Annotated in this window: 13 protein-coding genes; 7 read left to right on the top strand and 6 right to left on the bottom strand. The window is 64.1% G+C overall.

The window, feature by feature from the left end:
- Nucleotides 1–13: 13 nt before the first annotated feature.
- The gene (locus tag AWC12_RS07980) at nucleotides 14–1399 is read right to left on the bottom strand and encodes a WS/DGAT/MGAT family O-acyltransferase (RefSeq protein ID WP_085173460.1); all 1386 of its coding nucleotides are present in this window, start codon (nucleotides 1397–1399) and stop codon (nucleotides 14–16) included.
- A 147-nt stretch (nucleotides 1400–1546) separates the two neighbouring features.
- A complete protein-coding gene (locus AWC12_RS07985) occupies nucleotides 1547–2209 on the bottom strand; it encodes a TetR/AcrR family transcriptional regulator (protein WP_234813882.1) in 663 nt (220 codons plus the stop codon).
- 178 nt (nucleotides 2210–2387) lie between these two features.
- Here AWC12_RS07985 and AWC12_RS07990 point away from each other — a divergent pair, with 178 nt between their 5' ends.
- The 6 genes from AWC12_RS07990 (at nucleotide 2388) to AWC12_RS08015 (ending at nucleotide 9466) form a co-directional block, all read left to right on the top strand.
- Nucleotides 2388–2813: an MmpS family transport accessory protein gene (locus AWC12_RS07990; protein ID WP_085173462.1), complete on the top strand. Its 426-nt coding sequence runs from the start codon at nucleotides 2388–2390 to the stop codon at nucleotides 2811–2813.
- Nucleotides 2810–5695, top strand: a complete 2886-nt coding sequence (locus AWC12_RS07995) for an MMPL/RND family transporter (protein ID WP_085173464.1) — start codon at nucleotides 2810–2812, stop codon at nucleotides 5693–5695. Before AWC12_RS07990 ends, AWC12_RS07995 begins: the two co-directional genes overlap by 4 nt.
- Nucleotides 5692–5991 (top strand): DUF732 domain-containing protein, encoded by a 300-nt coding sequence (locus AWC12_RS08000; RefSeq protein WP_234813883.1) that lies wholly within the window; start codon nucleotides 5692–5694, stop codon nucleotides 5989–5991. The genes AWC12_RS07995 and AWC12_RS08000 overlap by 4 nt, the downstream gene beginning before the upstream one ends.
- A 23-nt stretch (nucleotides 5992–6014) precedes the next feature.
- Nucleotides 6015–6458: a DUF5078 domain-containing protein gene (locus AWC12_RS08005; RefSeq protein WP_110808600.1), complete on the top strand. Its 444-nt coding sequence runs from the start codon at nucleotides 6015–6017 to the stop codon at nucleotides 6456–6458.
- A gap of 551 nt (nucleotides 6459–7009) precedes the next feature.
- On the top strand, nucleotides 7010–8644 hold the full coding sequence (locus AWC12_RS08010; protein WP_085173468.1) for a fatty acyl-AMP ligase: 1635 nt from the start codon (nucleotides 7010–7012) through the stop codon (nucleotides 8642–8644).
- Between the two features lie 21 nt (nucleotides 8645–8665).
- The gene (locus tag AWC12_RS08015) at nucleotides 8666–9466 is read left to right on the top strand and encodes a GAF and ANTAR domain-containing protein (RefSeq protein ID WP_085173470.1); all 801 of its coding nucleotides are present in this window, start codon (nucleotides 8666–8668) and stop codon (nucleotides 9464–9466) included.
- A gap of 12 nt (nucleotides 9467–9478) precedes the next feature.
- On the opposite strand, the gene AWC12_RS08020 is transcribed toward AWC12_RS08015, so the two are convergent.
- The 4 genes from AWC12_RS08020 to AWC12_RS08035 form a co-directional block, all read right to left on the bottom strand.
- Complete coding sequence (locus AWC12_RS08020) at nucleotides 9479–10186, bottom strand: GAF and ANTAR domain-containing protein (RefSeq protein WP_207576403.1); 708 nt, start codon at nucleotides 10184–10186, stop codon at nucleotides 9479–9481.
- A 2-nt stretch (nucleotides 10187–10188) separates the two neighbouring features.
- A complete protein-coding gene (locus tag AWC12_RS08025) occupies nucleotides 10189–10395 on the bottom strand; it encodes a hypothetical protein (RefSeq protein ID WP_085173474.1) in 207 nt (68 codons plus the stop codon).
- A gap of 27 nt (nucleotides 10396–10422) precedes the next feature.
- Complete coding sequence (locus AWC12_RS08030) at nucleotides 10423–11628, bottom strand: fatty acid desaturase family protein (protein ID WP_085173476.1); 1206 nt, start codon at nucleotides 11626–11628, stop codon at nucleotides 10423–10425.
- Nucleotides 11629–11996: 368 nt separating this feature from the next.
- The gene (locus AWC12_RS08035; protein ID WP_110808594.1) at nucleotides 11997–13148 is read right to left on the bottom strand and encodes a glycosyltransferase; all 1152 of its coding nucleotides are present in this window, start codon (nucleotides 13146–13148) and stop codon (nucleotides 11997–11999) included.
- A gap of 237 nt (nucleotides 13149–13385) precedes the next feature.
- On the opposite strand from AWC12_RS08035, the gene AWC12_RS31035 reads away from it, so the two are divergent.
- Entirely contained in the window at nucleotides 13386–13523 is a 138-nt protein-coding gene (locus AWC12_RS31035) for a hypothetical protein (protein WP_165762787.1), read from the top strand.
- The last annotated feature ends 21 nt before the right edge of the window (nucleotides 13524–13544 follow it).

Genomic DNA, 13544 nt, shown 5'->3' on the forward strand with positions numbered 1-13544 from the left:
CACAAAGCGCGGTTCAGCAGCGGCTGAGCAGCTCCTTCAGTTCGACCTCGAACCGGTCGGCCAGGTCCCACAGGTCGTCGACCAGCTGCGGGCACGAGATGATGCCGATGTTGAGCTTGCCGTCCAAAGACATCACCGTGATGTTGAGACCCGCGCCGGGAAAGACCGGCCCGAACGGATAGAGACCGGTGATCTCGGCGCCGGCGCTGTACAGCGTCGTCGGCGGACCCGCGACGTTGGAGATGACGACGTTGGTGATCGCCGTCGTGCCCAACGGCGTTCGCGACAGCAGGCCGAGCGCCAAGCCGAACATGTTGCGGGACAAGCTCTGCGCCAGGTCCAGCAGCATCGTCGGGCCCATCGAACTGCTGTGCTCTTTGGAGCGCACATTTGATTCGCCGATGGCGCGCAGTCGATCCAGTGGGTCCTCGATGTCGGTGTGGAGGTTGCTGAACATCCCGGACAACTGGTTACGCCCCGGCCGATCGGATTCGTCGTGCACCGACGCGGGCACGAACGCGATCAGCGGCTTGGCCGGCAACTCGTCTCGACCCTCCAAATAGCCGCGCAGCGCGCCGGCGCACAGAGCCATCACCACGTCGTTGACCTTGACGTCACAGTGGTCCTTGATCTTTTTGACATCCTCGAGTGGCAGCTGCGCCATCGCGAGGTTTCGCTCGGCCGTCAGCGCCTTGTTGAACGGCGTGTTGGGTGCGGAGAACGGCGCAGCCATTGCGCTACCGCCCACCGCGCGGTTGACGGTGTTGACGATCATCGACGCCGTCGTCGGTACCACGCGGGTCAGCTGCCACGGACGCGTGACGAATCGCCAGAGCCCGTCGGCCGCGATCTCCCACGCACTCGCCTGCTTCGGACCGTCGACGGGGTCGGGTGGCGGGGCCTCGGGTTCGGTGTCCAACAGCTGACTGAGCAGATTCGCCGCCGACACGCCGTCGACGACGGCATGATGCACCTTCAGCAGCATCGCCAGCCGTCCGTCCTCGCGCGCCGCACTTCCTCCCACCCCTTCGATCACCCACATCTCCCAGAGCGGCTTGCTGCGTTCCAACGGCATCGCGACGATGCGCCCACAGAGAGCGGCGAGCTCTTCTCGGCCACCCGGCTCCGGCAGCGCAATGCGGTTCACATGCCGGGAGAGCTGAAAGTCGTTGTCCTCCAACCAGACCGGATGATCGACGTTGAAGTCGTTGTCGGCGAGCTTGGTGCGGAACTCCGGAATCGCGGGAATTCTCGACGCCAGATGGTCACAGAGTTTCTCAAAGGTGTAGCCGCCGGGCACGGTCGATGTGTCCAACTCCGTGATCGAGCACACCTGCAACGGCACGGTCGACGATTCGCTGTAGATGAACCCTGCGTCGAGGCCACTCAACCGTTCCACCGGAGCGGGCTACCCATTGTGACCGCCGTCTCAAACAGCGTTTACCTGCGCAAGCGTTCGGCAGTCCGCCGAGCTAGCACTCACGGTCGTGAATGAGCGGAGGTTCACAGCCCTGAGAGCTATCTCGGCGAGTCATCCGCCCACTGCCTACGCCTGGCCCGCTCCCGGCTGCCACGTCGACATCGCCGCTTCCATCTGGTCCTCGCTCAGCGGCGCAACCGGCAGCGGCGCCTGGCCAGGCTGGCACCGCAGGCCCTGCAACAGCACCGCCACGTAGCGTCGCCACAGATCCGACGACACCTCGCCGGCGTACTCGCTCACCGCACCCGCCATCAACCCGCACAGCGGCATGTCGGTCGCCGACACCTCGGGCCGCAGATAACCGTCGCGTTTCGCGCGATCCACCAGCTGCGCCACTCGCGGATGGAGCCGGGTGCGACCGGCGTCGACACGGCCGCCGCAGTGCGCCCTGCTAAACGCGATCTCCCGCAATCCGCGGTCCGTCGCGGTCATCTGGCACATCTGCCACATCCACCAGGACAGGCCCTCCCAGGAGTCCTCGGACTCCAAAGCGGTGTCAGCCAGCGCGACGAGCTGATCGACGCCGTCCTCGAAAATCGCTTCGAACAAGGCCTCTTTGGTGGGGAACCGCCGATACACGGTGCCGACACCCAGACCCGCGTGGTGCGCGACCTCGTTGAGCGTCGCGTCCAACCCCCGCGTTGCACAGAGGTCGCGCGCGGCTTCGATGATGAGCCGCCGGTTGCGCTCGGCATCCTTGCGCAGGCCACCGCAGGGTTTGTCAATCACGAGCGCCAGTTTAGTGACGTCCCTTACCAAAACGCCACAAACGGATTGACTCTATCCACTTACAGGCTTAGATTCCCTACACAAGATCAAACGCCGACTGGTGGCTTGCGGCGTCCCCCACCCCGAAAGGCACGACCATGCCTGCAGTATTCGTGCGCCCAAAATCATTGAGCTGCACGTGATTACCGTCGTCAAACGGGTCTGGCTGCCCGTCCTGGTGGTCGTCGCCATCGCCATCGGGGGGTTGACTGTCTCGAACCTTCGCTCGGTTTTCGGATCGCACGGCGCGATCGTCACCCCGATCGATGCCGACACCGCCGAGAACTTCAACCCCAAAGTCGTCGTCTACGAAGTCGTCGGGACCGGCTCCACCGCGACCATCAACTACGCCGACCTCGACGGAAAGCCGCAGCGCACGGGCGAGGTGAGCCTGCCCTGGACCTTGCGCCTCGAGACGACGTTGCCGTCGGTGATGCCCAACATCATGGCCCAGGGCGACGGTCAATCCATCACCTGCCGCGTCACCGTCGACGACGAGGTCAAAGACGAAAGGACGGCCGAAGGCATGAACGCCGCCACCTACTGCCTGGTGAAGGCCGCATGACGACCGAAACTGACGAGGCGCGCACCGACGTTTTGCCCAAGCATGCGGCCGTCAAGCGCCCGCTGCTGCCGCGGTTCATCCGAATGTTCGCGATCCCGATCGTGCTCGGCTGGATCGCCATCGTCGCCTTCTTGAACACCGCGGTGCCGACGCTCGAAGAGGTAGGCAAGCTGCGCGCCGTGTCGATGAGCCCCAACGATGCGCCGTCACTCATCGCGACCAAGCACGTCGGCGAGAAGTTCGAGGAGTACGACACCAGCAGCTCGGTGATGATCGTCTTGGAGGGCGAGAACGAGCTGGGGCCCGACGCCCACGCCTACTACGACGAAATCGTCCGCAAGCTCAACGCCGACACCACGCATGTGCAGCACGTCCAGGACTTCTGGGGCGACACGCTAACCGCAGCCGGCGCCCAGAGCATCGACGGCAAGGCCTCCTATGTGCAGGTCTACATCGCCGGTGACCAGGGTGAGGCGCTGGCCAACGAATCCGTGCAGGCCGTGCGGGACGTCGTCGACGGGACCCAGGCCCCACCCGGCGTCAAGGCCTATGTGACGGGTCCCGCGGCGCTGACCACCGACCAGAACATCGTCGGCGACGCCAGCATGAAAACCATTGAGGGCGTGACGATCGCGATCATCATCGTGATGCTGCTGATCGTCTACCGATCCGTCGTGACGATGCTCGTCACCATGTCGATGGTCTTCATCGGCCTGCTGTCAGCGCGCGGCATCGTGGCGTTCCTCGGGTTCTACGACGTCTTCGGGCTCACGACGTTCGCGACGAGCATGGTGGTGACGCTGGCGATCGCCGCGGCCACCGACTACGCGATCTTCCTGATCGGCCGCTATCAGGAAGCCCGCCGCTCGGGGATGGACAAAGAGTCCGCCTACTACGACATGTTCCACGGCACCGCCCACGTGGTGCTCGCCTCCGGCATGACGATCGCTGGTGCGACGCTGTGCCTGCACTTCACGCGCTTGCCCTACTTCCAGAGCATGGGCATTCCGCTGGCGGTCGGCATGACGATCGTTGTCGCCGCTGCCCTGACGCTGGGACCGGCCCTGATCTCGATCGTGACCCGGTTCGGAAAGGTGCTGGAGCCCAAAGGTAAAGGACGCGCCCGCGGCTGGCGTCGTCTCGGCGCGGCGACGGTGCGCTGGCCGGGCGCCATCCTGGTCATGGCCACCGTCCTGTGCATGGTCGGCCTGCTCGCGTTGCCGGGCTACCACACCACCTACAACGACCGCATCTATCTGCCCGGCGACGTGCCCGCCAACATCGGCTACGCCGCAGCCGACCGGCACTTCTCCGACGCCAAGATGAACCCCGACCTGCTCATGGTCGAAGCCGACCACGATCTGCGGAATCCCGCGGACTTCCTGGTGATCGAGAAGATCGCCAAAGCCCTTGTCCGCGTGCACGGTATCGCGTCGGTCACCACGATCACCCGCCCGGACGGCAAACCGATCAAGCATGCCTCGCTGGCATACACGGTGAGTCAGAGCGGCAATGGGCAGATCATGAACAACGACTTCCAGCAGACGGTGCTGGCGAACACCCTGCAGCAGGCCAACGAGATGCAGGTGACCATCGACTCGATGGAGAAGATGCAGAGCATCACCCTCGAACTTGCCGATGTGACCCGGCGGATGGCCGACAAGATGCAGGACACGTCGGCCAATCTCAACGAAGTGCGGGACCACCTCGCCGATTTCGACGATCAGTTCCGGCCGCTGCGCAACTACTTCTACTGGGAACCGCACTGCTACAACATCCCGATGTGCTGGGCGCTGCGCTCGATCTTCGACAGCCTCGACGGCATCAACGTGATGGCCGATGACTTCGCCGAACTGGTGCCCGACATCGAGCGGATGGCGCAGCTGACGCCGCAGATGGCCGCGCTGATGCCGGCGATGATCCAGACGATGAAGAACCAGAAGCAGATCATGCTGAATCAGTATCAGGCGCAGAAGATGCAGCAGGATCAGAACATCGCCATGCAGGAGGACAGCACGGCGATGGGCGAGGCGTACGACACCGCCCGCAACGACGACACGTTCTACCTGCCGCCGGAGGCCTTCCAGACCGCCGACTTCCAGCGGGGTATGAAGCTCATGATGTCGCCGGACGGAAAAGCGGTGCGCTTCACCGTCTTCCACCAGGGTGACCCGCTGACCGAGGACGGTACCGAACGCATCGAGCCGATGCGCATCGCCGCGGCGGACGCCATCAAGGGCACCCCGCTTGAGGGGTCGACGATCTATGTCGGCGGCAGCGCGGCGATGTACAAGGACATGCAGCAGGGCGCCGACTACGACCTGCTGATCGCCGCGGTCGCATCACTGATCCTGATCTTCCTGATCATGGTGATCCTCACCCGGGCCGTCGCGGCGGCCGCCGTGATCGTGGGCACCGTCGTCCTGAGTCTGGGCACCTCGTTCGGACTGTCGGTTCTGGTGTGGCAGCACATCATCGGCATTCCACTGAGCTGGATGGTGCTGCCAATGTCGGTGATCGTCCTGCTCGCCGTCGGTGCCGACTACAACCTGCTCCTCGTGTCGCGGATGAAGGAAGAGATCCACGCGGGCGTGAAAACCGGCATCATCCGATCGATGGCCGGCACCGGATCAGTGGTCACCGCAGCAGGATTCGTGTTCGCGTTCACGATGATCGGCATGATCGTCAGCGACATGATCACCATCGGGCAGGTGGGCACCACCATCGGTCTGGGCCTGCTGTTCGATACGCTGATCGTGCGATCGCTGATGACCCCGTCGATCGCGGCGCTGATGGGCAAATGGTTCTGGTGGCCGACGCACGTGCGTCCACGCCCGAAGCCGAAGCCGTGGCCCAGCGTCCGCCAGGAGGTGACCGTGTGAAGCGGCTGATGATTTTCCTGGCTCTTCCAATCCTGCTGGCACCCAATGCCTCCGCCGACACCGATACCGACTTCGCTGCACAGATGCAGGCCGTCGGAATCTACGGACAGAAGGACTACAACGCATGGTTGGCGAAGATCACCTGCAAGCGGTTGACGACCGGCGTGGATGCCGACGCGCGCGAGTCCGCCGCGTTCCTGTTCGGGAATCTGGACGCGAACACCGATCAGGTCTGGCAGTTCCTCGGCGCGGGTGTACGCGCGTACTGCCCGGAGCATCTGGCGAAGCTGTCATGAGCGCACGCGACGTCCGGTGGGCGATGCGGGCACTGCTGCTGATTGTGGCGGCGGCGATGGTGGCGGCGATGGCTGCGCCGAGGGCTTTCGCTGATTCGACCGAGGATTATCCGATTCCGCGCCGCATCATCCACACCACCTGTGACGTCGAGCAGTATCTGGCCGCGGTGCGCGACACCAACCCGGTGTACTTCGAGCGCTACATGATCGACCGCAGCAACCGACCCGCCGACGTCCAGCAGATGGCCTTCGACCGCATCCACTGGTTCTTCTCACTCGACGCCGTCGGGCGCCGCCAGTACTCGGAGAACACCGCCACCAACATCTACTACGAACAGGTGGCGACGCGGTGGGGCAACTGGGCCAAGATCTTCTTCAACAACAAGGGCGTCGTCGCCCACGCCACCGACGTCTGCATGAACTACCCGCGCGGTGACATGTCCGTGTGGAACTGGGTCGTCCGCTAGCCCTCGCCGAAACTGAGGTTATGCAGGGGAAGTACGAGTAGACGCCTGCATAGATTCAGTTTCGACGCTAGATGAGTGCCGGCATCCCTTTGATTGCGTCGTCAACGTTCGACGCTCCATCGACGACGCTCTGACCATCCCTATGCGTCGATTCACCAATTTCAGGTCCCGTGACGCGCTAGGGTCTAGCCAGGTTGACCCTCAGCCTCACGGACAACGCCGCGGCGGCGATGCGCTGTCCCCGTCGGCGAACGTCGACGTCAGCGGCTATCCACGGTCGACACGCACACAGGAATGCGTGCCGAAAGTCGCCGGATGCGGTGCCGAGAGGCACATATTTGCGCCCAGCCAGGCGCGGTTGACCCCCTACCGTCGGCCCACGACGTACAGTCGGTAGGTCAGACAACCCCCGTCAGGTCCACCCGGACCGGGGACCATCTGGAGTGGACTCAAGGGATCCACGCTTTACTGCGCTCCGGTCGAATTCCAGCGGCTCTCCCACCTTCTTTCAGACCATCGGCGCGCCTGCGCCAGAGCACTAAGGGCCGTCTATGAGCCGATTCACCGAAACAATGTATGCCAACGCCCAAATCAGCACGAAGGGCTTCAACACCGGCGAGCCCCACGCACCGATTCGCCATAGCTGGGCACAGGTTCACGAGCGAGGCCGTCGCATTGCCGGCGGGCTCGCCCTCGCCGGCGTCGGCCACAAGGACGCCGTCGCCATGCTTGCGGGTGCCCCTGTCGAGATCGCTCCTGCCGCACAGGGGATTTGGATGCGCGGAGCGAGTGTGACCATGCTGCACCAACCCACTCCCCGCACCGATCTCGTGCGCTGGGCCGAAGAAACCACCGCGGTCATCGACATGATCGCGGCAAAGGCCGTCGTCATCTCCGATCCGTTCATGCCCGCTGCCTCCGTTCTCAGCGACCTCGGTATGACCGTGCTGACCGTCGAATCCTTGCTCTGCGCAGATCCGATCGATCCGATCGACACCGACGACGACGACATCGCGCTGATGCAGCTGACGAGCGGGTCGACGGGATCCCCCAAGGCCGTGCAGATCACGCACGCCAACATCGTCGCCAACGCCAACGCCATGACCGTCGGCTGCAAGTTCGATATCGACACCGATGTCATCGTGAGCTGGCTGCCGTGCTTCCACGACATGGGCATGACGGGGTACCTGACCGTGCCGATGTACTTTGGTGCGGACCTGGTCAAGGTCACTCCGATGGACTTTCTCAGCGATATTCTGCTGTGGCCCAGGCTGATCGACAAGTACAAGGGCACCATGACCGCCGCGCCGAATTTCGCCTACAACCTTCTCGCCAGGCGGCTGCGCCGACAGGCAGCACCCGGCGAGTTCGACCTGTCATCTCTGCGGTGGGCACTGTCAGGTGCCGAACAGGTCGACCCCCTCGACGTCGAAGAACTCTGCGACGCCGGCGCACCGTTTGGCCTCAAACCCGAGGCCGTCGTCCCCGCCTACGGGATGGCCGAGACCACGGTGGCGGTGTCGTTCTCTGAATGCGGTAAGGGCATGCTCGTCGACGAGGTGGACGCCGATCTGCTCGCTGTCCTGCACCGCGCCATCCCCGCCGTCAAAGGGAACACCCGCCGTCTCGTCACACTCGGCCGACCTCTGGATGGACTGGAGCTTCGTATCGTCGGCGACGATGGCGCCGAGCTGCCCACGCGTGGCGTCGGTGTCATCGAGGTACGCGGCGAACCGGTGACCAAGGGTTACACGACGGTCGCCGGATTCATTGCCGCACAAAATGATCGCGGCTGGTACGACACCGGTGACATCGGTTATCTGACCGAGCTCGGTGACGTCGTCGTCTGCGGGCGACTCAAGGACGTCATCATCATGGCCGGGCGCAACATCTACCCCACTGACATCGAACGGGCGGCAGGCCGCGTCGAAGGTGTCCGCCCGGGCTGTGCCGTCGCGGTACGGCTGGATGCGGGCCGCTCCCGGGAATCCTTCGCCGTCGCGGTGGAATGCAAGGAATTCGACGACGATGTGCACGTGCGCCGCGTCGAACGGCAGGTCGCCCACGAGGTGTTCGCCGAAGTCGACGTCCGGCCGCGCAACGTGGTCGTCCTACAGCCGGGAACCATCCCCAAGACACCGTCGGGCAAGCTGAGGCGCGCACATGCGCTCTTGCTGGTGAGCTGAGCGGAGTACGGTCAGTGGCCTATGGCTGATTTCGACGCACAGCCTGGCCGGGCCCCGCAGCCAGATCTGTCGGTCGCGCAGCGCGACGCCGACGAAACCGACCTGCGCGCAGGCTTGGCCGGGGTGGCGAGCCTGGTGGCGGGCGTCCGGCCCACCGCCGAACTGCTCAGCGACGTCGCCGACTTCGCCGTGCACGCCGTCCCCGGCGCCGACGGCGTGAGCGTCGCTGTTCTGGCGGTGCGCCCCGCCGGAACGGACGTCGAACTCCGCTCTACCACTGCCGATTTTGTCACCGAGATCGACCGCGTTCAGTACCAGGAGCTGCGCGAGGGACCGTCCCTGACCTGCATGCAGTCTGCTCGCGTGGTTGTGAGCGGCTCGCTGGGAAGTGATGTCCGCTGGACCCATTTCGGCGGCAGCGTGGCACGAATGTCGGTGCATTCTGCGCTGTCGCTGCCGCTGATCGTCGACAACGCAGTCCATGGCGTCCTCAGCGCGTATGCGTTCACCCGCGACGCATTCGGCGACCACGCCGTAGAACTGGCCACCCGCTTCGCCGCACCGGCGGCGGTGTCGCTGTACAACGCACAGCTTCTTGCGTTCGCACGGGATCGGACCGAGCAGCTGCAGCGGGCCCTGGACAGCCGTGCCGTGATCGACCAGGCCATTGGCATCATTCGCAGCCGCTCAGGTGTCACTGCCGAGGAGGCGTTCGACCGGCTCCGACGACGAAGCCAGTCAGACAACGTCAAACTCGTCGTGGTTGCCGAGCATCTGGTTGACGAGGCCGTCCGCCGGGCGCGAGCCCGAAAGAGTCAGTAAACCCCCGTCCGATCAGTCGCTCTCCAGCTCCAGCGTGTGCTCGAGAATGTCGCGGGCCACATCGGCTGCCGTGCGGCCGGTCGAATAGGCGTGGGCGCGCAGTCGTAGCAGGGCCTCGGCAGCACCGACATCCAGCTGGGCCACCAGCATGCCGGTGGCCTGGCTGACCTCGGCACGGGAGAGGGCATTCAACTCGCCCCACGCCTCGCTGGCCGGGTCGTTGACCGCGGCATGCATATCCGTGTGGAGAAGATCGAGGAGCGGCACGCGGGCCAGCTGGGCGGCCAGCGCTGCGGTGCTGACGTCCTCGGCGGTGATCGGGCCGGGTCTGGCGCGAAACAAACTGAGGGCGCCGATGTACTCATCGGCGATGATCACCGGCAGGGCGAAGACGCTGTGGATTCCCAGCTCCAGCATCGCGGGTTCATACAAGGGCCAGCGGGTGCCGGATGGTTCGGCGAGATCGTCCACCAGCACCGGAACTCGTCGCGCCACGGACTCCAGTGCCGGTCCCTCGCCGAGGATGAACTGCAGCTCGCCGTAATCGCGAGCGCGCGCGTCGCTGGAACCCAGCATGCCGGTGGTGACGCCGTCGAAGACGAGACAGATCGCGACCGCATCGACATCGAGCAGCGTCACACACGCCACACACAGCGCGTCGGCGGCGTCTTTTCCACGCCGACCGTGTACTGCCGCCAACAATTGCTCGGCAGTCGTCACGCTCAACTGAAGAGGGAACGAAAACGAGGCTTTTTCCAGCGCTTCTCGTCACCGTCAACCGCGGTCCACTCCCCCGCGGCATAGCTGTGCGGGTGCCGGGAACCTCCGCGCACCACGTCGAGGCTGCCGTCGTCGTGCTTGACGAACTCGTCGCCGAACCTCATGTATTTGTCGACGCGACCATCTCGACAGGTCACCATGACTGTCATCCCAACTCCTCGCTGAACACAGATCTGCTACGCGGCTTGCCGCCGTCGTCGGACACTTGCCCCCCTCGCCAGTGCGGACCGGAGTCCGCCCAGGCCGGGGCGCGCATCGTTGAACTTGCGTTCAGAAGCTGTCTCCGGCGCGTCGTCGCATGTCGCAGTGAGGAGTCGGTCAGGCAGGGCAAGCTTGTGGATCGTGCGCAGCGTCAGAAGATACTGGCGCACAAGCGAACCCGTGGTGTAAGGAAGGTCGTATCTGTCGCAGACATCCTTCACCCGAGCCGCGATCTCCGCGTAGCGGTTGCTCGGCAGTTCGGGGAACAGGTGGTGCTCGATCTGGTAACACAGATTGCCACTCGCGAACGCCAGGAGCGGGCCGGCCCGGAAGTTCGCGGCTCCGAGGATCTGCCGCAGATACCACTGCGCTCGGGTCTCTTCAGCCAGTACGTCGGCGGTGAATTTCTCGGCACCGTCGGGAAAGTGGCCACAGAAGATCACGACGTACGCCCACAGATTGCGCGCGAGGTTTGCGGTGACGTTGGCAGTCAGCGTACGTCGCCATCGGCGTCCGCTGAGTGCAGGGAAGAACACGTAGTCCTTGGCGGCTTGTCGTGCGATCTTGCGCACCAGCGTCGACCTCTCTTCGGCGACCCTGCCGGTGTCGGGAAGAACACGGTCCCGTGCCGAATGGACACCGTGGAGGGCAATACCCAACTCGAAGACGAAGGCCAGCAGCATGTTTCGAACGGGCTGCAGAAGGTGGACGGGTTGCCACGGCTCGTCACGGGTCAGGCGCATGATGCCGAATCCCAGGTCGTCGTCGACACCCACGACGTTGGTCAAGACGTGATGACGGTAGTTGTGCGAGTACTTCCACTGTGCCGACACCGCCATCATGTCCCACTCCCAGGTGGTGGAGTGGATCTCGGGGTCGTTCATCCAATCCCACTGCCCATGGCTGACGTTGTGACCGATCTCCATGTTCTCCACGCTCTTGGCGAAGGCGAGGGCAGCCGTGCCCGACAGCCAACCCTTCCGAGAACGACTCACGGCGATCACCAGTCGGGCGACCAGGTCCAGCGTCCGCTGGAACAGGATCGTGTGCCGGATGTAGGCGGCGTCTCGCGCACCCAACGACTTTTCGATGTCGCGTCGGATCTCGTCGAGCTCGTCGCCGAGATCGTTGATGTCCTGTTCGCTCAGATGTGCGTAGGCAGCAATATCGGCGATAGCCACGGGATGTCCTGCCGATCCTAGGTCGAAATCATGACTGGGCTGCTAGACGAACCAGAATGTTTGCGGACCATCAGCCGAGTCTCGATAGGCAACGGCAGCACGTCGGCGTACCACCACCCTACGGAGGCGCGCCCTATACGTCAATGCACCTCTAAAACTGTTTGCCCACAACTACTTCGGCAGTCGCTTCTGGTCGCACGCTGTCGACAAGCCGCGGTCAGACCGTCGTAGCCGGCCCCGCCGGCCGGATCCCACATCGACTCGCCCACATCGTTGCCGCCAAGGAACCATACCGCAGCTGCCCCTATCCCGTTCCGCCACAAAGGGTCATCGTCGGCAGATAGTCGAACTTCGGTTGCGGGTACGTGTCATTCACTCGTCCGCCTCTCCAGAAGCATCTGCGCCGCCAGCTGCACATACGACTGGGCCACCACGGGCCATGCCATCGCCGGCGCCAACTGCCGCGCCTCCGCCGCCATCGCCCCCGCCAACCGCGGCTGGGTGAGGACTCGGCGCAACGCACCGGTCAACGCCTCGGGATCATCGTGCGGCACGATGATGCCCGCGCCGTCGCGCAGCATCTCGACGGCGTGAGGAAAAGGGGTGGCGACAACGGGCCTGCCGCTTGCGACGGCATCGACGAGGACACCGGAGGTCACTTGGTCGGTCGAGTCATACGGCAGCACGATGACCGCAGCCGATTGGATCAAGGCGGTCAGCGATGCTCTGTCGAGGTAGCGGTCGTCGAACGACACCGAATCTGCGACCCCGAGGTGATGAGCTTGCTGGATTCGGGCTTCTCGGTAGGCCTCGCCTTCCCGTACCGCCACTCGCGGATGCGTCTGACCTGCGACCAGGTAACGGGGACGTCCGGCAACGCTGGCCAGCGCCGGCATGACGTCGATGACTCGCTCAACACCCTTCCCCGGTCCCAGCAGTCCGCACGTCAAGATGATGGGTCTGCTCGTGCGCTTCCCCCTCGGCTGGGTAGGCAGCGACGCACCGTGCGGGATCGTGACGATCTTTCGCCGGTCCACGGCGTACTCGCGGCACAGTCGCTCGCACGCCACCTCGGACATCACAACCACCCGGCCCGCCATGGTCGTCACTTGCTCGAGTACCCAACGCTGATGTGGCGCAGGGTCTTTCATGACATTGTGAACGACGACTATTGACGGGACACGCAATCCACCCAGAATGGTCAGCAGTTCGTCGCCGTGCGTGCCACCATAGAGGTCGTAATCATGCTGAATGATCACGGCTTCGTGTTCATTGAGCGATTCCACGCAGGCAGCCGATGACAGCGACGACCCATTGACGAGTTCCGCCACGACCCTGCCATCCGACGACGATGAGCCGTCGGCGATGCGTACGACGCTGACCTCGGAACCACGACTGCTCAGCGATGCAGCCAAGGCCGAGCTGAAGCTTGCCAGCCCACAGGCCGTCGGAGGAAAGGTGCTGAGAATCCCGAACCGAACTGTCCGGGCCAGAGGCCGATGCGCAGCCGGCGAAAGCATGGAACGGAAAGTGGGCACAACGTTCAAGACAATCCCGATGGACGATGGTACCGGCGCGGCGGCGTGAGCGGTTGCTCGTCGAGATCAGCGGACGTCAGCTGACACATCCCGGATCGGCTGGGTTCCCAATACCTTGAGGCTACACCCGATGGCGGTGCTGGAACGACCCACCAATTCGATTACAGGCGTAGCGTCAGACGTCAGGGACCATACAGGGCCCATGATGAAGGGCCAGCGATGTCTGATAAGTCTCCCCGTCAAGCGATGTCCAAGAAATCGGGAAAATCCCTCAAGGAGAAACGCGCCGACAAGCACGCCAAATCCGCAGCCAAGACTTCGGCGGCCGAATCCAGCTACGAAGCCAAGAAGCGCTGACGGGCAGTGGATTTCGTTACT

It is taken from the genome of Mycolicibacterium iranicum, from assembly GCF_002101705.1.
Taxonomy (GTDB): domain Bacteria; phylum Actinomycetota; class Actinomycetes; order Mycobacteriales; family Mycobacteriaceae; genus Mycobacterium; species Mycobacterium iranicum.

Excerpts from the sequence above, each read along its gene's own strand:
- AWC12_RS08015 (WP_085173470.1), top strand. The coding sequence starts at position 8,666 with ATGGCTGATTTCGACGCACAGCCTGGCCGGGCCCCGCAGCCAGATCTG.
- AWC12_RS08025 (WP_085173474.1), bottom strand. The coding sequence starts at position 10,395 with ATGACAGTCATGGTGACCTGTCGAGATGGTCGCGTCGACAAATACATG.
- AWC12_RS08035 (WP_110808594.1), bottom strand. The coding sequence starts at position 13,148 with ATGCTTTCGCCGGCTGCGCATCGGCCTCTGGCCCGGACAGTTCGGTTC.
- AWC12_RS31035 (WP_165762787.1), top strand. The coding sequence starts at position 13,386 with ATGTCTGATAAGTCTCCCCGTCAAGCGATGTCCAAGAAATCGGGAAAA.
- AWC12_RS07995 (WP_085173464.1), top strand. The coding sequence starts at position 2,810 with ATGACGACCGAAACTGACGAGGCGCGCACCGACGTTTTGCCCAAGCAT.
- AWC12_RS08005 (WP_110808600.1), top strand. The coding sequence starts at position 6,015 with ATGCGGGCACTGCTGCTGATTGTGGCGGCGGCGATGGTGGCGGCGATG.
- AWC12_RS08010 (WP_085173468.1), top strand. The coding sequence starts at position 7,010 with ATGAGCCGATTCACCGAAACAATGTATGCCAACGCCCAAATCAGCACG.